Below are 19,735 nucleotides of genomic sequence, written 5' to 3'. Positions count from 1 at the left end.
CATTCATTCAGGCCGCGAGGCTTACTGAACGGTCGGGGTCTCGCCCGATTCCTGCATGCGCTGCAACTCTTGCGCGTACAGGGCATCGAAGTTCACCGGCGCCAGCATCAATGCCGGGAAAGAACCGCGAACCACCAGACTGTCGATGGTTTCGCGCGCGTACGGGAACAGGATGTTCGGGCAGAACGCGCCGAGGGTGTGGCTCATCGACGAAGCATCCAGACCCTTGATCAGGAAGATACCGGCTTGCTGGACCTCAGCGATGAAGGCGATTTCCTCGCCGTTCTTCACTTCGACCGACAGGGTCAGTACGACTTCGTAGAAGTCATTTTCCAGCTGCTTCTGGCGAGTGTTCAGGTCCAGGCTGACGCTTGGGGTCCACTCCTGACGGAAGATCGCCGGGCTTTTCGGCGCTTCGAACGAAAGGTCACGCACGTAGATGCGTTGCAGGGAAAATTGTGGAGCTTCTTCTTCGTTGGAAGTAGCGCCGTTATTCGTTTGATCGCTCATCTCAGATCCTTCTTACTCTTGGGTCTTGTAGGGTTCGAATTCAGGCGCTCAACAGTGTGTCGAGCTTACCGGCACGTTCCAATGCGAACAGATCGTCGCAACCGCCGACATGGACCGAGCCGATCCAGATCTGCGGGACCGACGTGCGCCCGGCTTTTTTTGTCATTTCAGCGCGAATCTGCGGCTTGCCGTCGACTTTGATTTCCTCGAAATCGACGTTCTTGCTCTCGAGCAGGTACTTGGCTCGCGAGCAGTAAGGGCAATAATCGCTGGAGTAGACGACGACTTCAGCCATGTCACTTCACCAGTGGCAGGTTGTCGCCGCGCCACGACGAGACGCCGCCAGACAGCTTGGCCGCAGTGAAACCGACCTTGAGCAGCTCGCTGGCCACGTGACCGGCGTGCTGACCGGCGGCATCGACGATGATCAGGGTCTTTGGTTTGTACTTCTCAAGTTCCGAGGTACGGGACATGACCTTGTCCTGAGGGAAGTTCAGGGCGCCCACGATATGGCCGGTGGCGTAGTCCTTCTTGGGACGCACGTCGATGACGACCGCCTCATCACGGTTGACCAGCGCGGTCAGCTCACCCGTGCTCAAGCTCTTGCCGCCCTTGTTCAGCTCTGTCGCGATCAGCAGCGCCAGCAGAATGACAAAAGCGCCAGTGATCAAATAGTGGTTCGTGGCAAATGCAAGCAGGTGATCAACCATCATCAGGTTCCAGGGCGTTAAAATGTCGGCCAGTATACACAGCCCCCAAGGTGGGCCAAAGCCCGTACGGCAGTGACGCCGTCGGAACTTCGTCCTAAACTGCTGATCTTTTTTCTACTTCACCTATTAGCCAAGAGTGGGATTCATGACTACCACGCCTAAACCTTTGGTTCTGATCATCCTGGACGGCTTCGGTCACAGCGACAGCCACGACGGCAACGCGGTCTACGAAGCGACCGCCAGCAAGAAAACCCCGACCTTCGATCGCCTGTACAAGACCATGCCCAACGGCCTGATCTCCGGTTCCGGGATGGATGTCGGCCTGCCAGACGGTCAGATGGGCAACTCAGAAGTCGGCCACATGAACCTCGGCGCCGGACGGGTGGTGTATCAGGATTTCACTCGCGTGACCAAGGCGATCAAGGACGGCGAGTTCTTCGAGAACGAAGCCATCTGCAAGGCCGTGGATCAAGCCGTGGGTGACGGCAAGGCCGTGCACATCCTGGGTCTGCTCTCCGATGGTGGCGTACACAGTCATGAAGATCACCTGGTGGCCATGGTCGAACTGGCCGCCAAACGTGGCGCCGAACAGATCTACCTGCACGCGTTCCTCGACGGTCGCGACACGCCGCCACGCAGTGCGCATCAATACCTCGACACTATGGAAGCGGCCTATGGCCGGCTGGGCAAAGGTCGTACTGCCACGATCATTGGCCGTTATTTCGCCATGGATCGCGACAATCGCTGGGACCGCGTTGAATCAGCCTACAACCTGATCGTCGACGGCAAATCCGAATTCCAGGCCGACACTGCGAAGGCAGGACTGGACGCCGCCTACGCCCGAGACGAAAACGACGAGTTCGTCAAAGCCACGCGCATTGGCGAGCAGGTCAAGGTCGAAGACGGCGACGCTGTTGTCTTCATGAACTTCCGCGCTGACCGCGCCCGCGAACTGACGCGTGTGTTCGTCGAAGATGATTTCAAAGACTTCGCACGCGCCCGCCAGCCAAAACTCGCTGCATTCGTCATGCTGACCCAATACGCTGCTTCTATTCACGCACCCGCCGCGTTCACCAAAGGCAGCCTGAACAACGTGCTCGGCGAATACCTGGCCAAAAACGGCAAGACTCAGCTGCGCATCGCCGAAACCGAAAAATACGCCCACGTGACGTTTTTCTTCTCCGGAGGCCGTGAAGAGCCGTTCGAAGGCGAACAGCGCATCCTGATTCCTTCGCCGAAAGTCGCGACCTATGATCTGCAGCCTGAAATGAGCGCGCCGGAAGTCACCGACAAGATCGTCGATGCCATCGAAAACCAGCGTTTCGACGTGATCATCGTCAACTACGCCAACGGCGACATGGTTGGCCACAGCGGCATTATGGAGGCAGCAGTCAAAGCGGTTGAATGCCTGGACGTGTGCGTGGGTCGCATCACCGAAGCACTGGAGAAAGTCGGCGGCGAAGCGCTGATCACGGCCGACCACGGCAACGTCGAGCAGATGACAGACGAGAAGACGCATCAGCCGCACACCGCGCACACCTCTGAGCCGGTGCCGTTCGTCTACGTCGGCAAGCGTGACCTGAAAGTGCGCGAAGGCGGCGTTCTGGCAGACGTGGCGCCGACCATGCTGACCTTGCTGGGCCTGGAAATCCCGAAAGAGATGACCGGCACGTCGATTCTGGTCGCCAAGTAAGCCCCTAAACCGGCGTGTTCATCCCAAACACGCCGGTTTTTGTATGAAATGTCTGAAAGCCGCGCCCGATGAGCGTTTTTTTTGCAGCCTTCGGCGGGCATACTAAGCCCGTCTTCACTCCTGGTATCGCCCAACTCCATGCTCCGCGCCCTGATCGTCCTTGCTTTGATGTGCTTGCTCACTCCGGCCTTTGCCGACGATGATCGCGCACAAACCCAAAAACAGCTGGATGCCACGCGTCAGGACATTGCTGAGCTGAAGAAGACCCTGAGTCAGATCCAGGACGAAAAATCCGGCGTACAAAAAGACCTCCGCACAACCGAAACCCAAATGGGTCAGCTGGAAAAGCAGGTGGAGGCCCTGCAAAAAGAACTAAAAAAGAGCGAAGCCGAGCTCCAACGGCTCGATGAAGAGAAAAAAAAACTCCAAAGCGCACGCGTTGAACAACAACGACTGATCGCGATTCAAGCCCGCGCTGCTTATCAAAGTGGCCGTCAGGAATACCTCAAACTGCTGCTCAACCAGCAGAACCCCGAAAAATTCGCCCGCACGCTCACCTATTACGATTACGTGAGTCAGGCCCGCCTCAAACAACTGCACGCCTTCAACGAAACCCTGCGCCAACTGGCCGAAGTCCAGAAAGACATCGACCTGCAACAGGCGCAGCTGCTGGTGCAGAAAAGCTCGCTGGATGACCAGAAATCCCAGCTCGACACCGTTCGCCAGGAGCGCCAGGTTGCACTGGCCAAGCTGAATCAGGACTACAAAGCTCGCGACCAAAAGCTACAGGCTCGCCAGCAGGATCAGGCAGACCTGACTAAAGTCCTGAAGACCATCGAAGAAACCCTCGCCCGTCAGGCGCGAGAAGCCGAAGAGGCGCGTCAGAAAGCGCTTCTCGCCCAGCAGGAAGCCGAGAAGCGTCAGCGTGAGCAACAGGAAGCACTGGCAAAAAACCGCAGCAAAGATGACAGCGATGAGCCGCCTCGCAAGCCGGTGAAAGCCCCCGGCGCGATGGTTTCCAGCGCGGGTCAGTCCTACGGCGGGCCTTTTGAACAAGCAAAAGGAAAACTTCCTTGGCCTGTCGATGGTCGATTGTTGGCGCGTTTCGGTGAAACCCGTGGCGATGACGAGCGAACCAAATGGGATGGCGTGATGATCAGCGCTGCCGCAGGCAGTCAGGTACGCGCTGTGCATGGGGGTCGTGTGGTCTTCGCCGACTGGTTGCGCGGGGCTGGCCTTCTGGTCATTCTCGATCACGGCAACGGTTATTTGAGTCTGTACGGTCACAACCAGAGCCTGTTGAAGGAAGCTGGGGACGTTGTAAAAGCCGGGGAAGCGATCGCCACTGTGGGCAACAGTGGTGGTGGTCAGGACACTCCGGCGCTGTATTTCGCTATTCGTCAGCAGGGTCGCCCTAGTGATCCGGCCCAATGGTGTCGCACTCAAGGATAAGTCGACACCTCACTCAGGAGTTCGTAAGACATGCTGTTTTCGTCCCGCCTCACCTCGCTGGCCCTGACTATCGCCGTGGTTATCGGCGCTCCGCATGCATTGGCCGCAGGTGCCGCACCGGCTGCTGCGCCTGCTGCTGCCGCGCCCGCCAACGCCGCGAATATCAAGGCGCCACTGCCGCTCGACGAGCTGCGGACCTTCGCCGAGGTGATGGACCGGATCAAGGCCGCTTACGTCGAGCCTGTGGATGACAAGACCCTGCTGGAAAACGCCATCAAAGGCATGCTCAGCAACCTCGACCCGCACTCTGCCTACCTCGGCCCGGAAGACTTCCAGGAGCTGCAAGAAAGCACCAGCGGCGAGTTCGGCGGTCTGGGCATCGAAGTGGGCGTCGAAGACGGCTTCATCAAAGTCGTTTCGCCCATTGATGACACACCCGCTTCCAAGGCTGGCATCGAGGCAGGCGACCTGATCGTCAAGATCAATGGCGCGCCGACCCAAGGCCAGACCATGCAGGAAGCCGTCGACAAGATGCGCGGCAAGCTGGGCGAGAAGATCACCCTGACGCTGGTGCGCGACGGCGGCAACCCGTTCGACGTAACGCTCGCCCGCGCGACCATTCAGGTCAAGAGCGTGAAATCGCAGATGCTGGAGCCGGGCTACGGCTATATCCGCATCACGCAGTTCCAGGTCAAGACCGGCGAAGAGGTCGGCAAGGCGCTGGCCAAGCTGCGCAAGGACAACGGCAAGAAGATGAACGGCCTGATCCTCGACCTGCGCAACAACCCGGGCGGCGTGCTGCAGGCGGCGGTCGAAGTGGCGGACCATTTCCTGACCAAAGGGCTGATCGTCTATACCAAGGGCCGCATCGCCAATTCCGAACTGCGCTTCTCGGCAGACCCGGCCGACGCCAGCGAAGGCGCGCCACTGGTGGTGCTGATCAACGGCGGCAGCGCCTCGGCGTCGGAAATCGTCGCCGGTGCCTTGCAAGACCAGAAACGCGGCATCCTGATGGGCACGGACACCTTCGGCAAAGGCTCGGTGCAAACCGTGTTGCCACTGGCCAACGACCGCGCGCTCAAGCTGACCACGGCGCTGTATTTCACGCCGAATGGCCGCTCGATTCAGGCCCAGGGCATCAACCCGGACATCGAAGTCAAACGCGCCAAGGTCACGACCGAAGCCGATGGCGAGAACTACAAAGAGGCCGACCTGCTCGGCCACCTGGGCAACGGCAATGGCGGCGCGGACAAACCGACCACCAAATCCAAGGCTGGCAAGTCGCGTCCGCAGGACGACGATTACCAGATGAACCAGGCCCTCAGTCTGCTCAAGGGATTGAGTGTCACACGCGGCAATTGATATGCGCTTCTGGTTGACCGGGCTCGTCTGGTCCTTTGCACTTCTGACGGGTGCCGCACACGCGGCACCCGCCGAATCCTCCGACACCGATGCCAAACCGGAGAAGGTCGCGTACCTCAGCCTGATCATCGACGATCTCGGACAAAGCCCTGAGAAGGACAGCCGTGCGCTGGCCCTCCCCGGCCCCGTGACAGTGGCGATCATGCCCGATACCCCGCACGCCACGGATTTTGCGCGTCAGGCCCACAAGGCGGGTCGAACGGTGATGCTGCACATGCCGATGGACCCCGCCACGGGGCCGTATGCGTGGCATCCAGACCTGCCGCTGCCCGAGCTTGAAGCCCGCCTTAACGCGGCGCTGCTGAAGGTGCCGTATGCCGCAGGCATCAACAACCACGAAGGCAGCCGCATGACTGCCGAACCAGTGGCCATGGCCTGGCTGGTGGGCGAGTTGCAGCGGCGTCATCTGTTTCTGGTCGACAGCCGCACCAGCGCCAAAACCGTCGCCGCGGCTGAAGCACAAAAGATTGGTTTGGCGAGCGTGTCGCGGGACGTATTCCTCGACGACACCCGCACCAGCGAAGCGATCTACGGGCAGCTACAGACCGCGATCAAACTGGCGCACAAGCAAGGCTCGGCGATCATGATCGGCCATCCCTACCCGGTGACCATGGACGTGCTGGAACGGGAACTGCCCAAGCTCAAAGCCCAAGGCATCGAATGGGTTGAACTGCGCCACATGATCAGCATTCGTGGCAATCAGGCCATGGGCGGGCACGGGAAGAATGGGGTTTATCGGTAGGTAGGGCGGCTTGAAATACCCTGTGGGAGCGAATTCATTCGCGAGGCGGCGGTACGTCCGACGAAGACTTATCGAATGTAAGGGCCTCTCGCGAATGAATTCGCTCCCACAGGTTGAGCAGCATTCAGGCGAGGATTATGGCGTTGCGTCAGAGGTATTTCCCGAGAATGCTGTCCACCGTGCCTTCCTTGCGCAGTTGATCCAGCGCGGTCTGTAGCTTGTTGACCACCTCGTCCGGCGTGTCCTTGTTCAGCGCTAGAAACAGCTCGGCGCTGTTGAAGCGCAGTACGGTCTTCAGGCCGGTCACGCCTTCCTGACGCGCCAGGTACCGCCCCGCCGGATCACCCGTTGCCCACAGATCAATCTGCCCTTCGACCAGCTTTCGAGCGTTGTCCTTGTCGCTGAGCACGGTGATCGGGTTCATGCCCTGGCGCCCCAACTCTTCGGCAATGGCGTCACCTTTATAGGCGCCGATCCGGTATTGCCTGGCATCTTTGAGGGAATTCAGTTGAAGCGGGCTGTCGGCCTTGGCCAGCATGATCCAGTCGTCCGGGCCAATAGGACCGACCCACTTGAACAACGTCTCGCGCTCGGGCAAACGCGCGGTCACGAACACGCCGTAGCCCGGTTTTTCCAATGCAAGCTTGTAGATGCGATCCCATGGGAAGCGCAGGGTCATGCTGTAGCCGATGCCCGCGCGTTTGAAGGTTTCACGAACGATCTCGACGGCAATGCCCTTGATGTTGCTTTCCTGGGCGAAGTTTTTGCCATCGATGGCCATGTTGTAGGGCGGGAAATTCTCGGTAAGGAGCACCATCGAATAGGCTGGCGCATCGTCTGCCCGAGCGATGCCTGAGAGCAACGTCGCAGCGCTGATCAGCGCAAGAAAAACACCTTTGAACATATCCCTGGCACCCGATCCTGACGACGGCAAGAGAGTGCCGTTAACGATGGGCATTGTCCAGTTCAGTGAGGGCGGTGGTCGCTTTCAGAACAGACGCTTAGCGCCCGTAAACAATCTGTTGCAGGTCAAGCGCCACCTTGTGGGAGCCGGCTTGCTGGCTCCCACAATGACTATTCACAGCCACAGACCTTCGATGCATACCGTGCGGCCATAGGTGTCGAGAAGCCTTCAGCGAACGACGATGCCTTGCTTCGCCATGAACGCCTTGGCTTCGGGCACGGTGTATTCGCCGAAGTGGAAAATACTCGCCGCCAGCACCGCGCTGGCATGGCCTTCCAGCACGCCATCCGCCAGGTGCTGAAGGTTGCCCACGCCACCCGACGCAATCACCGGAATGCCCAGCGCATCGCTGATCGCGCGAGTTACGCCAAGATCGAAGCCGTTTTTCATGCCGTCCTGATCCATGCTGGTCAGCAGAATTTCGCCAGCGCCCAGGCCTTCCATCTTCTTGGCCCACTCGACCGCATCCAGACCGGTCGGCTTGCGACCGCCGTGGGTGAAGATTTCCCAGCGGGGTGTTTCACCCGGACCGGACACCTTCTTGGCGTCGATCGCGACCACGATGCATTGCGAACCGAACCGCGCAGCAGCCTCGCCAACGAACTCTGGGTTGAACACCGCCGCCGTGTTGATCGAGACCTTGTCAGCCCCTGCGTTGAGCAGGTTGCGAATGTCCATCACCGTGCGCACGCCCCCGCCAACGGTCAGCGGGATGAACACCTGGCTGGCCATACGTTCGACGGTATGCAGTGTGGTGTCGCGGCCATCGACGCTGGCGGTGATGTCGAGAAAGGTGATCTCGTCGGCGCCCTGCTCATCGTAACGACGAGCGATTTCCACCGGGTCACCGGCGTCGCGGATGTTCTCGAACTTCACGCCCTTGACCACGCGGCCGTTGTCGACGTCCAGGCAAGGGATGATGCGCTTGGCTAACGCCATAAGACTTAATCTCCGATTAAGAAGCTTCAAGCTTCAAGCTGCAAAAAAGAGCGGATCGCGTCACGGTTCTAACTTGCAGCTTGCCGCTTACAACTTGGAGCTGGCCGCGTAGCCATCACACAATGCCTGAGCCTCTGCGACATCCAGAGTCCCCTCATAAATCGCGCGGCCTGTGATGGCGCCGATGATGCCCGGAGCCTTCGCATCCAGCAGCGCCTTGATGTCGCCCAGGTTGTGAATGCCGCCCGATGCGATGACCGGGATTTTCGTGGCCGCGGCCAACGCTGCGGTGAACGGCACATTGCAGCCCTGCATCATGCCGTCTTTGGCGATGTCGGTATAAACGATGGCCGAGACGCCATCCGCTTCGAAACGCTTGGCCAGGTCGATCACCTGCACCGTGCTGACTTCAGCCCAGCCGTCAGTGGCGACGAACCCGTCTTTGGCATCCAGACCGACGATGACCTTGCCAGGAAACGCGCGGCAAGCCTCGGCGACGAACTCAGGCTCTTTGACGGCCTTGGTGCCGATGATCACGTAGCTCACGCCCGCTTTGACGTAATGCTCGATGGTTTCCAGCGAACGAATGCCACCGCCGATCTGGATCGGCAGGTTCGGGTAGCGCTTGGCGATTGCGGTAACCACTTCGCCGTTGACCGGCTGGCCTTCGAACGCGCCATTCAGGTCGACCAGATGCAGACGGCGGCAACCACCGTCGACCCACTTGGCAGCCATGCTGACAGGGTCATCGGAGAACACCGTGGAATCTTCCATGCGGCCTTGGCGCAAGCGCACACAAGCGCCGTCCTTTAGGTCGATAGCGGGAATGATCAGCATCTGCTTTTCCTCGTCAAAGCGCTGCGAGTTGCGAGCTATAAGCCGCAAGCAGGCGCGCATAAATCAGTCTTGCAGCTTGAAGCTTGACGCTTGTCACTGCCTTTAATTTTTTTCGAGCGACCACATGTCGCTTTCGAGGCTCTCAAAGCGCTCTTTTAAAAGCGCCTGAGCATCGAAGATCGCTCGGTTGTAATAATGCGGGGCAATTTCGCGGGTGAACAATTCAAGGATTTCGGCCGCTTCGAACGAACCCAGGTCCAGTTCGAAGCGATCTTCCATGAACCGCTTGATCGTGTGACACGCCTCGCTCTCCTGCTCGGGAGTGAGGGTCAGGATCGGCGGCTTGTTCTTCTTGCTCATTACCAGCGACCGTCCCACGCGGCGAAGTTCTGCAGCAGTTGCAGGCCATGGGTATGGCTCTTTTCGGGGTGGAACTGCACCGCGAAGCGCGAACCGTCTGCCAATGCAGCAGCGAAGTCGTGACCGTAATGGCCGCGACCGACGATCTGCCGCGGGTTCGGCGACTCGATGTAATAGCTGTGCACGAAATAGAACCGCGCCATGTCCGGAATGCTGTGCCACAGCGGGTGATCCACCGACTGCGCGACTTCGTTCCAGCCCATGTGCGGGACTTTCAGGTGTTGGCCGTCTTCGTGAAGGTCTTTGCCGAAGAAACGCACCTGGCCGGGGAACACGCCAATGCAGTCCACGCCGTCGTTCTCTTCACTGCGATCCATCAACGCCTGCATGCCGACGCAGATGCCGAGAAACGGACGATCCTGGCTGACTTCACGCACCAGCGCATCGAAACCCAGACGACGGATTTCAGCCATGCAGTCGCGAATTGCGCCCACACCGGGGAACACGATGCGATCGGCTTCGCGAATGACGTCGGCGTCGCTGGTGATCAACACACGGCCTGCGCCAACGTGTTCGAGGGCCTTGGCCACCGAGTGCAGATTGCCCATGCCATAGTCGATAACGGCAACGGTCTGCATTACAGCACGCCCTTGGTCGAAGGCATTTGTCCGGCCATGCGGTCGTCCAGCTCAACGGCCATGCGCAGCGCGCGACCGAACGCCTTGAACACGGTTTCGATCTGGTGGTGGGTGTTGTGGCCACGCAGGTTGTCGATGTGCAGGGTGACGTTGGCGTGGTTGACGAAGCCCTGGAAGAACTCCTGAAACAGGTCCACGTCGAAGCCGCCGACGGTGGCGCGGGTGTACGGCACGTGCATTTGCAGGCCGGGACGGCCCGAGAAGTCGATGACCACGCGGGAGAGCGCTTCGTCCAGCGGGACATAGGCGTGGCCGTAGCGACGGATGCCTTTTTTGTCGCCAATGGCTTTGCTGAAGGCCTGACCCAGGGTGATACCGACGTCTTCCACGGTGTGGTGGTCGTCGATATGCAGGTCGCCCTTGCTTTCGATATCCAGATCGATCAACCCGTGACGGGCGATCTGGTCGAGCATGTGTTCAAGAAAAGGAACGCCGATATCGAATCGGGCCTTTCCGGTGCCATCCAGGTTGATCGAGGCTTTGATCTGAGTTTCCAGGGTGTCGCGCTCGACGAACGCCTTACGTTCGGCCATCACCAGCTCCGCAAAATCATTGGGCGAAAAGGCGGACATTATAGGCGTGTGGCGGGGAAACAGAAACACGAGACGTGTGATGGTAGACGGGATGACGCAGATAGACATGTCTGTACAAATGACATGTAGGAGCCGGCTTGCTGGCGAAAACGGTATGTCAGGCAACTCATTGGTTGCTGACTCACCGCTTTCGCCAGCAAGCCGGCTCCCACAGTTTCGAGGTCGGCCTGATGATTCAGGCCGACTCGATCAACGCTTAGTGAAACAACACCGCCGTCTTCTGCAAGGTGATCCACACGCCCCACGCCAGCGGAATGCCGACTGCCAGCCAGGCCAGAATCGCCAGAGGCTTGGTGCCTGCGTCCGCTTTCCACTCCAGCGAAGTGGTGTGATCGGCGCCCGCATCGTGACCAATCGCCTGTTCAGCCTTCAATTCTTCTTCAGTCATGAAGTACTTGTCGGCGACCGGACGCACGAGCATGTTGCAGATGAAACCCAGCACCAGCAGACCGGCGAGGATGTACAGGGTGATGTCATAAGCATCGGCACGTGCAACGCCGTGGCTCAGTTGATATTCACGCAGGTAGTTCACCAACACCGGACCCAGTACGCCAGCAGCGGCCCAGGCCGTCAGCAGGCGACCGTGGATCGCGCCCACCATTTGCGTACCGAACAGGTCGGCCAGGTAAGCAGGAACGGTCGCAAAGCCGCCGCCGTACATCGACAGCACGACGCAGAATGCCGCCACGAACAGCGCAACACTGCCCAGGTGACCCAGGGTCGGAACCGACGCGTAAAGCAGGAAGCCCAGCGCGAAGAACACGAAGTAGGTGGCTTTACGGCCGATGTAGTCGGAGAACGAGGCCCAGAAGAAGCGACCGCCGATGTTGAACAGGCTCAGCAGACCAGTGAAGCCCGCTGCGATGGCCGCGATGGCCGCCAGTTGCGAAGCGTCCAGTTGCGAGAAGCCTTGATCGGTGCCCAGCAGCTTGCCGCCGAACACTTCCTGCAGCAGTGGCGAGGCCATGCCGAGGATGCCGATGCCCGCCGAAACGTTCAGGCACAGCACCAGCCATACCAGACGGAATTGCGGGGTTTTCCACGCCACACTGACGTGCACGTGACGGTTGGTGATCATCGCGCTGTTGGTTTTCTTCGCTGGCGCGGTCCAGCCTTCAGGTTTCCAGCCGGTTGGCGGAACGCGATAGGACAGTGCACCGCCGATCATGAAGATGAAGTAGATCACCGCCATGGCCACGAAGCTTTGCCATACGCCGACACTGTCAGGCGTTGCGAAGTGGCTCATCAGCGCGGTCGCCAGTGGAGCACCCACCATCGCGCCGCCGCCGAAACCCATGATCGCCATGCCGGTGGCCATGCCGCGTTTGTCCGGGAACCACTTGATCAGCGTCGAAACCGGCGAAATGTAGCCCAGGCCCAGACCGATACCACCGATCACGCCCGAACCGATCCACATCAGCCAGATCTGGTGGGTGTAGACACCCAGCGCCGAGATCAACAGACCGCCACACCAGCACAGGGCCGAAACGACACCTGCCTTGCGTGGACCTGCGTGTTCCAGCCAGCCACCCCAGATGGCGGCCGAGCAGCCCAGGAAGATGAAGAACAGGGTGTAGATCCAGCCGAGCATCGAGATCGGCCAGTCACAGGCGGACGAGAAAATTTGCTGAAAGAAACCCATGTCTGCCGGACAGGCCACGGCGGTCTTGATCCCGACGGCCTTGGACAGCGGCAACCAGAATACGGAGAACCCGTACGCCATACCGATACACAGGTGAATAGCCAACGCGGCCGGTGGAACCAGCCAACGGTTGAAGCCACGTTTGGCGATAATGCGCTCTTTGGACAAGAACGCAGGCTGAGCGGCAACGCCCCCCAGAGCAGTACTCGTAGTCATTATTTTTTTGCCCCTATTTTGTAGTTATGCCACGCAAGAACAGCGACATCGTTCCACCACCCCTCTTAATGCACGCAAGCATCGGGGGTTTTAGAAGTGGAAAGTCTCAGTACGTGGCAATTCGACGCAGCATGTGCCACGAACGCCCTGAGATTAACATTTGCTGCATCAGATAAAGCATTCTGCTATTACCTTTTTTATGCCGTCTGTCACTGCACGAACGCGACGTGCACACTGTGAAGAATGTCTCCGAATGGGCACGACTTCTTGCTGTCCCAGTGCTGCTTACATTTGTCCGGGTAGCGTGCAAGGCCGATCGCAGCCCGGCACCTGCGTGAGAACGCTATACTCGCGGGCTAAATTTTGAACGATTCGATTACAAGGACTCGCCCATGAAAGCGTTCGGCAAAATCCTGGGACTTTTCATTCTCGGGCTGTTGCTGATCATCGTGGCTCTCGGCTTTGCCTTGACCCATCTATTTGATCCCAACGATTACAAAGACGAGATTCGTAAACTCGTTCGCGAACGGGCCCATGTCGAACTGACCCTTAATGGCGATATCGGCTGGAGCCTATTCCCGTGGCTCGGCCTTGAATTGCACGACGCCAGCATCGCGACGCTGACCGAACCGACCAAACCGTTCGCCGACCTGCAAATGCTCGGCCTTTCTGTGCGCGTGTTGCCGCTGCTGCGCAAGGAAGTGCAGATGAGCGACGTTCGCGTCGAAGGCCTGAACCTGATGCTGACCCGCGACGAAAGCGGGCATGGCAACTGGGAAGACATCGGCAAGGCCCCTGCAAAGGCCGCGAATCCTGCTCAGCCCCCGGCGGCCACCCAGCCTTCCAGCGACCCCGCCCCGGCGCCCGCACAGTCGGAAAAAACCTGGCAACCGCTCAAGCTGGATATCGACAGCCTGACCGTGAACAACGCCCGCATCGATTTCAATGACATGCAGAAGGCCCGGCAATTCACCGCCGAGAGCATCCAACTGAGCACCGGGCCGATTCATAACGCAACCGACATTCCGGTCAAGCTGACCGCGTTCCTGAGCACCAATCAGCCCGTCTTGCGCACCAAGACCGAATTGACCGGCAAAGTGCGTTTCGACCGCGCCCTCAAGCGCTATCAGCTCGACGACATGCGCTTCTCGGGCGAAGCGGCGGGCGATCCGTTGCAGGGCAAGACGCTGACGTTCTCCGCTCAAGGCCAACTGCTGGCTGACATGTCGGCCAACGTTGCCGAATGGACCAATCTCAAGCTGTCGGCCAACCAATTGCGAGCGCTCGGCGAGCTGCACGTGCGCGACCTGGACAAGGCGCCCCAGCTGAGCGGCGGCATTTCTATCGCCCAATTCAACCTGCGCGAATTCCTCGACAGCGTCGGCCAGACCGCCCCCACACTGGGTGAAAACAGCCTGACGCGGCTGGAAATGGTCAGCCGCATCGCCGCGACGCAAAGCAGCGTTTCGCTGGATGATCTGACCTTGAAGGTTGACGACAGCACCTTCACCGGCCATGTCGCGGTAGACGATTTCGCCAAACAAACCCTGCGCCTGCAACTCAAGGCCGACACCTTCGACGCCGACCGCTATCGTTCGCCGCAAAGCGATCAGGCCAAGGCTGCCGGCGCTGCGCGCAAGTCCGAAGTCCAGAGTGGCGAAGCTGACGCCATGATCGCTTCGGGTACGTCGCCACTGCCAAACCAGCCAACTCAAGGCGCCTGGAGCGATACGCGACTGCTGCCGCTTGAACGCATGCGCACGCTCGACGTCGATGCCGACCTGAGTTTCGGCAAGCTGACGGTTGAGAAACTGGCGATTCAAAATGCAGCGTTGAAAACCTCGGCCCTCGACGGCGTGGTCAAGCTCGACAGCCTGCGCGGCGATCTCTACAACGGCAATTTCGAGGTCAAAGGCAATCTGGATGTGCGTCCGGAAGTGCCGCTGGCCAGCGTGCAGACCCGCATCGCCCGCGTACCGGTCGAGCGTTTCATCCAGAGTCAGGGCACCACGCCGCCGCTGCGGGGCTTGCTGACGCTGAACAGCGACGTCACCGCCAAAGGCAACAGCCAGAAAGCGCTGGTCGAAAGCCTTAACGGCACGGCCAACTTCGCGCTGAACGACGGTGTGCTGGTTAACGCCAACCTTGAGCAACAGCTGTGTCGCGGAATTTCGGTGCTGAACCGCAAAACGCTGAGCGGCGATCCACGCGGCAAGGACACCCCGTTCCAGCAGCTCAACGGCAATCTGGTGTTCCGCAACGGCGTGGCCAGCAACCCGGACCTGAAAGTCCGCACGCCGGGCCTGACGGTCAACGGCGATGGCGACATCGACCTGCGCGTGCTGGGCATGAACTACCGCGTCGGCGTGATCATTGAGGGCGACAAGAGCGACATGCCCGACCCGGCCTGCGAAGTGAACCCGCGCTTTGTCGGCATCGAATGGCCAATCCTCTGCCGTGGCCCACTGGAACTGGGGGCCAAGGCCTGCCGTCTCGATAACGATGGTTTAGGCAAGGTCGCCGCCAAACTGGCGACCGACCGGATCGGCGACAAGATCGATGAAAAGCTGGGGGACAAGGTCAGTCCCGAGCTCAAGGATGCAATCAAGGGATTGTTCAAGCGCTGAGGATTTTGCCGCCGATCGCAAAGGGCGGCATTTCAAGAATTCGTAGGAGCCGGTTTGCTGGCGAAAGCGGCGTGTCAGCGACCTGATTCGGTACAGGCACACCATATTCGCCAGCAAGCCGGCTCCCACAATTTCGCGGCCCACAACCCTAATATTTTTCGAACCCCGGAATCACGATGCAACCCGAGCAGTTCTCTTCCGCCGTCCTCGACTGGTACGACCGTCACGGCCGCCACGACCTTCCCTGGCAACACGACATCACGCCCTACCGTGTATGGGTGTCGGAAATCATGCTGCAACAGACCCAGGTCAGTACCGTGCTCGGCTATTTCGACCGGTTCATGGAAGCGCTACCCACCGTTCAGGCCTTGGCCGACGCACCGGAAGACGAAGTGCTGCACCTGTGGACCGGACTCGGCTACTACACCCGCGCCCGCAATCTGCAAAAGGCCGCCAAAATCGTCGTCGCTCAGCATGGCGGCGAATTCCCTCGCGCCGTTGAACAGCTCACCGAACTGCCGGGCATCGGTTTGTCCACTGCAGGCGCGATTGCCAGCATCAGCATGGGCCTGCGCGCGCCGATCCTTGATGGCAACGTCAAACGCGTTCTGGCGCGCTTTACAGCGCAGGAAGGCTATCCGGGCGAACCCAAGGTCGCGAAACAGATGTGGACGACCGCAGAGCGCTTCACGCCCCATAGCCGCGTCAACCACTACACTCAGGCGATGATGGATCTCGGCGCGACACTCTGCACCCGTAGCAAACCCAGCTGCCTGCTCTGTCCGCTGGAGCGCGGGTGCGAAGCGCACATGCTCGGACAGGAAACGCGGTACCCGATCCCCAAACCGCGTAAGACCGTTCCGCAGAAACGCACCTTGATGCCCATTTTCGCCAACCGCGAAGGCGAGATTCTGCTCTATCGCCGTCCCTCGACCGGGTTGTGGGGAGGGCTCTGGAGCCTGCCGGAACTGGACGCGGTGGAGGACATGCAGCATCTGGCCGATCAACATTCGCTGGAGATGGGCGAACATCAGGCTCTGCCCGGGCTGGTCCACACCTTCAGTCACTTTCAGTTGACCATCGAACCCTGGCTGGTCCGGGTCGAGGAGTCCGCCCATCACGTGGCCGAGGACGACTGGCTCTGGTATAACCTCGCCACCCCGCCGCGCCTGGGTCTCGCTGCCCCGGTGAAAAAGCTGCTGAAACATGCAGCCGACGTTTTGAATGCAGGAGAGTCGTCATGACCCGCACCGTAATGTGCCGCAAATACAAAGAAGAACTGCCAGGCCTTGAGCGCCCCCCGTACCCCGGCGCCAAAGGCGAGGACATCTACAACCACGTCTCGCAGAAAGCCTGGGCCGACTGGCAGAAACACCAGACCCTGCTCATCAACGAGCGTCGTTTGAACATGATGAACGCCGAAGACCGTAAATTCCTCCAGACCGAGATGGACAAGTACCTCTCGGGCGAAGAGTACGCCAAGGCCGAAGGCTACGTTCCACCGTCCGAATAACCCTTTGCAGACGGTGTTCGTCGTAAGCGGAGGAAATAATTCAAATTTTTTTCGACAACACGCTTGACGACCTCCTGAAAAACACGTCTAATGCGCCCCGTTGCCCAGATAGCTCAGTCGGTAGAGCAGGGGATTGAAAATCCCCGTGTCGGCGGTTCGATTCCGTCTCTGGGCACCACTAATACCGAAAAACCCCTGCATCGAAAGATTCAGGGGTTTTTTATTGGGCGCGATTTACTAACATGGCAACCCTGACGCCAAGCGAAGGAATTCTCCATGTCATCCGCCAACAAACAGCTAAAGCGCGCCAAGCGCGCGAAGGACAAGGCCAAACAGGCACGTGTCGTGCGCAGCAACCACCCTACGCCTGCTCCGATCGTCCCGGACTACTTCATGCCTGACTTCCTTGCTCCAGAGTATGACGACGAAGACATCGACGACGATCTTCTTCTGGAGACCTACGTTGAGCCTGAGCTCCTGGAGACCATGGACGACGAAGAGCGAGAAGCCATGGTCGCGCTACTCAGAGACGACTCGGAAGTGACAATCACCGAAGACGAGTTGCTGCTCCTGGATATTTTCGAGGCTCCAGCGCCCGAGCCCACCGAAGAACAACGTCTGGACCACTTTGCAGCGCTCAAGCTGGCCGAGGAACACGGTCTCCACGCCCTTCTGCTGGCGTTCGCAAGAGGCCCTGTCGCTGCACATGCGTTGTACAACATAGATTTCAACCACTACGGCGACATCCTGCAGAACACCATCGGCAGCTACCTTGGATGGGCACATGGTCTGGATGAGCCAACCGTTCGCACCCGCATAGACAGCGACGACTTCCGCGAGGCCTTACGCGACGCGTACAGCGAAATCGAGGGAGAAATGATCATTCAGCAATACACAACAGGCGGCAGGAAACAGGACGAACCCGCTCAAGACTGAATACAATGCGCGCCCGATCATTCCGGGCCATGAAAATGGCTGTTGTACCGCATACAGGAAATCGCCTCCATGGCCTCCCCAGACAAACAGCAAAAACGCGCCCAACGGGCCAAAGCCAAGGCCAAGCAGAACCGTTCGGGCAAAGGTAAGCCGAGCCCGGTGCATCCGGTGCTGAACCACGCGATCGTCAACGAGCCCTTCGATGACGTGACGATTGACCTGAGCACGTTCGACTTCAAGGACATCATGGAAAACGGCTTCGAGCCTGCCGACTACGATGACCTGTTCCAGGCCATGAAAGCCGCCGAGTCGATCAGCCTGCTGGCGATGTGCGTTGTGTTCCTGCAATACCCGGTGCTGGAACTGGTGATCGCAGAGGAAGAGGAAGATCCGGCTACAGACTTCCTGATGGCGTTGCTGATCGTCTATCGCGGCATCTTTCATGACGAAGAGGAAGACGTGACCGTCGAGTGGCTGGGCAGCGATACCTTCCAGGATGCCTACAATCAGGCGTCGGACATCCTGACCATGAAGAACTCGCGAGACGCGGGTCGTCGGTGACACACGCGCTTTAATTTGCATGACACCGATCAAGACGGTAGCGTTGCGCCCTCGCGAGAATGCAACTTCTTCTCAATAAGGCTGCCGTTTTGAAACACCCTCACTCCCCCTCTTCTGTGCTTACAGCGGTAGAAGCGACTGCCTACACCAAGCCCCGAATTTTCCTGCACTGGCTGTCCGCCGCCATTATCCTCTGGGCAACATTTAGCGGCTTCGGCGTCGCGCTGCTGGACACGAATGATCCGTTCCGCCAATGGGTCGAATCGTTCAATCCGCAGATCACCAGTCTGTTCATCCCGTTCTTCGCCTGGCGTCTGTGGCTAGCCATCAAGGCTGATCCCTCTTACACGCGCACCTCAGCGCACGAACGCTTGGTCTCGTTGGCACACATGGCGATCTACGCAGCCGTTTCAGGCGTGCTGATCACCGGCGTGTTGATGATGAGCCACCCGGTCACGCTCATGGCGGTTGTAACGCTGCCACAGCTGATTCACTCAAAGATCGCGTTGCTGGAACTGCATGAGTTGCATCACGTCTTGTGCGCGATTTTGGCGGGGTTGGTGGCGTTGCATCTGAAGGCGGTCGTGCTGCATCAGATGCGGGGGAAGTCGGTGTTGGGGAGGATGCGCTGACCGATAAAACGCTTAACGCTTGCCTAGCCGCTTCATCGCTGCTCGATAAACAGCCTCATCATCACGACGCCCCACCGCCACGACCACGATCACCACACGGTGGTCGATGACCTCGTAGACCAAACGAACGCCTGAGGCATTGAGTTTTATCTTGTAGCAATCCGGCATCCCCCGCAGCTTGTCTGCCTGAACCCTCGGCGCCAGCGTCCTGCTGCGAAGCTTTTGCAGCAGTTGAAGCAGCACCGCTTTATCGAGCCGCTCCAGTCCTTTCAGGGCGATTGGAAGAAACTCAAGGCTGTAGACACCTACGCCCTCTGACGTGGGTTACCGCTTTTCTGCCTCGGCGATGAGGTCATCGATATCTACCTTAACTGTGCGTCCGCCACGTCGCGCCTTGACGATGCGAGCGAGCTCGGCATCGTCCAACATATCAAGAAGCTCTTCATATCGTTCCGGGGACAGGATGTAGAAGGCAGGCTCGTTTCGATTGAGGATTACCATCGGATCACCATTACTTTCCCGAAAGGTGCCCATAGGGTCTTTTTTTAGATCAGTCACTGAAGCGGCGATCTCTGCAAGCAGTGCATAAGCCATGTTCCCACTCTCCTTTGCGGCACAGCTCGAATGTCCGCTCTCAAACCCAATAAGGCAGAGAGGGTGTAATCGAGAAGTGTCGGCATCTGAATAA

At 59.1% G+C, this 19,735-nt stretch carries 22 protein-coding genes and 1 tRNA gene; 11 read left to right on the top strand and 12 right to left on the bottom strand.

All coding sequences use genetic code 11. The annotated features are described in order from the left end of the window. Positions 1-21: 21 nt before the first annotated feature. Genes secB through ACIQAL_RS13565 form a run of 3 tightly spaced genes read right to left on the bottom strand, consistent with a single transcriptional unit; the run spans position 22 to position 1,220 of the window. Positions 22-510 (bottom strand): protein-export chaperone SecB, encoded by a 489-nt coding sequence (gene secB, locus ACIQAL_RS13575; RefSeq protein ID WP_166594229.1) that lies wholly within the window; start codon positions 508-510, stop codon positions 22-24. A 40-nt stretch (positions 511-550) separates the two neighbouring features. Further along, positions 551-805, bottom strand: coding sequence for a glutaredoxin 3 (gene grxC, locus ACIQAL_RS13570; RefSeq protein WP_166594228.1), 255 nt, complete (start codon positions 803-805; stop codon positions 551-553). Position 806: 1 nt separating this feature from the next. Further along, positions 807-1,220 carry a rhodanese-like domain-containing protein gene (locus ACIQAL_RS13565; RefSeq protein ID WP_401146230.1) on the bottom strand — a complete coding sequence of 138 codons (414 nt, stop codon included), beginning with the start codon at positions 1,218-1,220 and terminating at the stop codon, positions 807-809. A 145-nt stretch (positions 1,221-1,365) separates the two neighbouring features. Here ACIQAL_RS13565 and gpmI point away from each other — a divergent pair, with 145 nt between their 5' ends. From gpmI to ACIQAL_RS13545, 4 genes are all read left to right on the top strand, one after another. Next, positions 1,366-2,913 (top strand): 2,3-bisphosphoglycerate-independent phosphoglycerate mutase, encoded by a 1,548-nt coding sequence (gene gpmI, locus ACIQAL_RS13560; protein WP_401146044.1) that lies wholly within the window; start codon positions 1,366-1,368, stop codon positions 2,911-2,913. A 138-nt stretch (positions 2,914-3,051) separates the two neighbouring features. After that, complete coding sequence (locus tag ACIQAL_RS13555; RefSeq protein ID WP_401146043.1) at positions 3,052-4,365, top strand: murein hydrolase activator EnvC family protein; 1,314 nt, start codon at positions 3,052-3,054, stop codon at positions 4,363-4,365. A 30-nt stretch (positions 4,366-4,395) separates the two neighbouring features. Further along, positions 4,396-5,727, top strand: coding sequence for a S41 family peptidase (locus ACIQAL_RS13550; protein WP_401146040.1), 1,332 nt, complete (start codon positions 4,396-4,398; stop codon positions 5,725-5,727). A gap of 1 nt (position 5,728) precedes the next feature. After that, positions 5,729-6,529 carry a divergent polysaccharide deacetylase family protein gene (locus ACIQAL_RS13545; RefSeq protein ID WP_401146038.1) on the top strand — a complete coding sequence of 267 codons (801 nt, stop codon included), beginning with the start codon at positions 5,729-5,731 and terminating at the stop codon, positions 6,527-6,529. 148 nt (positions 6,530-6,677) lie between these two features. Here the strand turns inward: ACIQAL_RS13545 and ACIQAL_RS13540 are convergent, their stop codons facing one another. From ACIQAL_RS13540 to ACIQAL_RS13510, 7 genes are all read right to left on the bottom strand, one after another. Then, the gene (locus ACIQAL_RS13540; protein ID WP_401146036.1) at positions 6,678-7,433 is read right to left on the bottom strand and encodes a substrate-binding periplasmic protein; all 756 of its coding nucleotides are present in this window, start codon (positions 7,431-7,433) and stop codon (positions 6,678-6,680) included. Between the two features lie 228 nt (positions 7,434-7,661). Continuing rightward, positions 7,662-8,432: an imidazole glycerol phosphate synthase subunit HisF gene (gene hisF / locus ACIQAL_RS13535; RefSeq protein ID WP_166594222.1), complete on the bottom strand. Its 771-nt coding sequence runs from the start codon at positions 8,430-8,432 to the stop codon at positions 7,662-7,664. Between the two features lie 87 nt (positions 8,433-8,519). Next, positions 8,520-9,269 carry a 1-(5-phosphoribosyl)-5-[(5-phosphoribosylamino)methylideneamino]imidazole-4-carboxamide isomerase gene (gene hisA, locus ACIQAL_RS13530; protein ID WP_166594221.1) on the bottom strand — a complete coding sequence of 250 codons (750 nt, stop codon included), beginning with the start codon at positions 9,267-9,269 and terminating at the stop codon, positions 8,520-8,522. Between the two features lie 102 nt (positions 9,270-9,371). Continuing rightward, positions 9,372-9,629 (bottom strand): DUF2164 domain-containing protein, encoded by a 258-nt coding sequence (locus ACIQAL_RS13525; protein WP_401146033.1) that lies wholly within the window; start codon positions 9,627-9,629, stop codon positions 9,372-9,374. After that, entirely contained in the window at positions 9,629-10,267 is a 639-nt protein-coding gene (gene hisH / locus ACIQAL_RS13520; RefSeq protein ID WP_166594219.1) for an imidazole glycerol phosphate synthase subunit HisH, read from the bottom strand. The genes ACIQAL_RS13525 and hisH overlap by 1 nt, the downstream gene beginning before the upstream one ends. Next, entirely contained in the window at positions 10,267-10,860 is a 594-nt protein-coding gene (gene hisB / locus ACIQAL_RS13515; protein WP_062379429.1) for an imidazoleglycerol-phosphate dehydratase HisB, read from the bottom strand. Before hisB ends, hisH begins: the two co-directional genes overlap by 1 nt. 256 nt (positions 10,861-11,116) lie before the next feature. Next, a complete protein-coding gene (locus ACIQAL_RS13510) occupies positions 11,117-12,778 on the bottom strand; it encodes an OFA family MFS transporter (protein WP_401146031.1) in 1,662 nt (553 codons plus the stop codon). A gap of 392 nt (positions 12,779-13,170) precedes the next feature. Between ACIQAL_RS13510 and ACIQAL_RS13505 the strand changes: the two genes are divergently transcribed. From ACIQAL_RS13505 to ACIQAL_RS13475, 7 genes are all read left to right on the top strand, one after another. Then, positions 13,171-15,405 carry an AsmA family protein gene (locus ACIQAL_RS13505; protein ID WP_401146029.1) on the top strand — a complete coding sequence of 745 codons (2,235 nt, stop codon included), beginning with the start codon at positions 13,171-13,173 and terminating at the stop codon, positions 15,403-15,405. 176 nt (positions 15,406-15,581) lie between these two features. Beyond that, positions 15,582-16,649 (top strand): A/G-specific adenine glycosylase, encoded by a 1,068-nt coding sequence (gene mutY, locus ACIQAL_RS13500; protein ID WP_401146026.1) that lies wholly within the window; start codon positions 15,582-15,584, stop codon positions 16,647-16,649. Then, positions 16,646-16,918: an oxidative damage protection protein gene (locus tag ACIQAL_RS13495; RefSeq protein ID WP_166594215.1), complete on the top strand. Its 273-nt coding sequence runs from the start codon at positions 16,646-16,648 to the stop codon at positions 16,916-16,918. The genes mutY and ACIQAL_RS13495 overlap by 4 nt, the downstream gene beginning before the upstream one ends. A gap of 102 nt (positions 16,919-17,020) precedes the next feature. Further along, a tRNA-Phe gene (locus ACIQAL_RS13490) sits at positions 17,021-17,096 on the top strand. A 98-nt stretch (positions 17,097-17,194) separates the two neighbouring features. Then, positions 17,195-17,854, top strand: coding sequence for a hypothetical protein (locus ACIQAL_RS13485; RefSeq protein WP_401146023.1), 660 nt, complete (start codon positions 17,195-17,197; stop codon positions 17,852-17,854). Positions 17,855-17,923: 69 nt separating this feature from the next. Further along, entirely contained in the window at positions 17,924-18,415 is a 492-nt protein-coding gene (locus ACIQAL_RS13480) for a hypothetical protein (protein WP_166594212.1), read from the top strand. Between the two features lie 89 nt (positions 18,416-18,504). Further along, complete coding sequence (locus ACIQAL_RS13475; RefSeq protein WP_401146022.1) at positions 18,505-19,047, top strand: cytochrome b; 543 nt, start codon at positions 18,505-18,507, stop codon at positions 19,045-19,047. Positions 19,048-19,059: 12 nt separating this feature from the next. Here ACIQAL_RS13475 and ACIQAL_RS13470 read toward each other — a convergent pair whose 3' ends face one another. After that, on the bottom strand, positions 19,060-19,326 hold the full coding sequence (locus ACIQAL_RS13470; RefSeq protein ID WP_401146229.1) for a type II toxin-antitoxin system RelE/ParE family toxin: 267 nt from the start codon (positions 19,324-19,326) through the stop codon (positions 19,060-19,062). Between the two features lie 45 nt (positions 19,327-19,371). After that, positions 19,372-19,641, bottom strand: a complete 270-nt coding sequence (locus ACIQAL_RS13465) for a type II toxin-antitoxin system Phd/YefM family antitoxin (protein ID WP_401146020.1) — start codon at positions 19,639-19,641, stop codon at positions 19,372-19,374. Positions 19,642-19,735 lie beyond the last annotated feature (94 nt).

Source organism: Pseudomonas sp. NPDC088368 (assembly GCF_044753445.1).
Taxonomy (GTDB): Bacteria; Pseudomonadota; Gammaproteobacteria; order Pseudomonadales; family Pseudomonadaceae; genus Aquipseudomonas; species Aquipseudomonas bambusae.
The sequence above is the reverse complement of the archived record's forward strand: the minus strand, read 5'-3'. Positions and strand labels throughout refer to the sequence as shown.

Coding starts and splice junctions, on each gene's coding strand:
- ACIQAL_RS13565 (WP_401146230.1), bottom strand. CDS start 1,220: ATGGTTGATCACCTGCTTGCATTTGCCACGAACCACTATTTGATCACT.
- hisF (WP_166594222.1), bottom strand. CDS start 8,432: ATGGCGTTAGCCAAGCGCATCATCCCTTGCCTGGACGTCGACAACGGC.
- hisB (WP_062379429.1), bottom strand. CDS start 10,860: ATGGCCGAACGTAAGGCGTTCGTCGAGCGCGACACCCTGGAAACTCAG.
- ACIQAL_RS13540 (WP_401146036.1), bottom strand. CDS start 7,433: ATGTTCAAAGGTGTTTTTCTTGCGCTGATCAGCGCTGCGACGTTGCTC.
- ACIQAL_RS13505 (WP_401146029.1), top strand. CDS start 13,171: ATGAAAGCGTTCGGCAAAATCCTGGGACTTTTCATTCTCGGGCTGTTG.
- ACIQAL_RS13510 (WP_401146031.1), bottom strand. CDS start 12,778: ATGACTACGAGTACTGCTCTGGGGGGCGTTGCCGCTCAGCCTGCGTTC.
- grxC (WP_166594228.1), bottom strand. CDS start 805: ATGGCTGAAGTCGTCGTCTACTCCAGCGATTATTGCCCTTACTGCTCG.
- ACIQAL_RS13465 (WP_401146020.1), bottom strand. CDS start 19,641: ATGGCTTATGCACTGCTTGCAGAGATCGCCGCTTCAGTGACTGATCTA.
- ACIQAL_RS13480 (WP_166594212.1), top strand. CDS start 17,924: ATGGCCTCCCCAGACAAACAGCAAAAACGCGCCCAACGGGCCAAAGCC.
- ACIQAL_RS13545 (WP_401146038.1), top strand. CDS start 5,729: ATGCGCTTCTGGTTGACCGGGCTCGTCTGGTCCTTTGCACTTCTGACG.
- gpmI (WP_401146044.1), top strand. CDS start 1,366: ATGACTACCACGCCTAAACCTTTGGTTCTGATCATCCTGGACGGCTTC.
- ACIQAL_RS13495 (WP_166594215.1), top strand. CDS start 16,646: ATGACCCGCACCGTAATGTGCCGCAAATACAAAGAAGAACTGCCAGGC.
- ACIQAL_RS13525 (WP_401146033.1), bottom strand. CDS start 9,629: ATGAGCAAGAAGAACAAGCCGCCGATCCTGACCCTCACTCCCGAGCAG.
- ACIQAL_RS13485 (WP_401146023.1), top strand. CDS start 17,195: ATGTCATCCGCCAACAAACAGCTAAAGCGCGCCAAGCGCGCGAAGGAC.
- hisA (WP_166594221.1), bottom strand. CDS start 9,269: ATGCTGATCATTCCCGCTATCGACCTAAAGGACGGCGCTTGTGTGCGC.
- ACIQAL_RS13555 (WP_401146043.1), top strand. CDS start 3,052: ATGCTCCGCGCCCTGATCGTCCTTGCTTTGATGTGCTTGCTCACTCCG.
- secB (WP_166594229.1), bottom strand. CDS start 510: ATGAGCGATCAAACGAATAACGGCGCTACTTCCAACGAAGAAGAAGCT.
- mutY (WP_401146026.1), top strand. CDS start 15,582: ATGCAACCCGAGCAGTTCTCTTCCGCCGTCCTCGACTGGTACGACCGT.
- hisH (WP_166594219.1), bottom strand. CDS start 10,267: ATGCAGACCGTTGCCGTTATCGACTATGGCATGGGCAATCTGCACTCG.
- ACIQAL_RS13550 (WP_401146040.1), top strand. CDS start 4,396: ATGCTGTTTTCGTCCCGCCTCACCTCGCTGGCCCTGACTATCGCCGTG.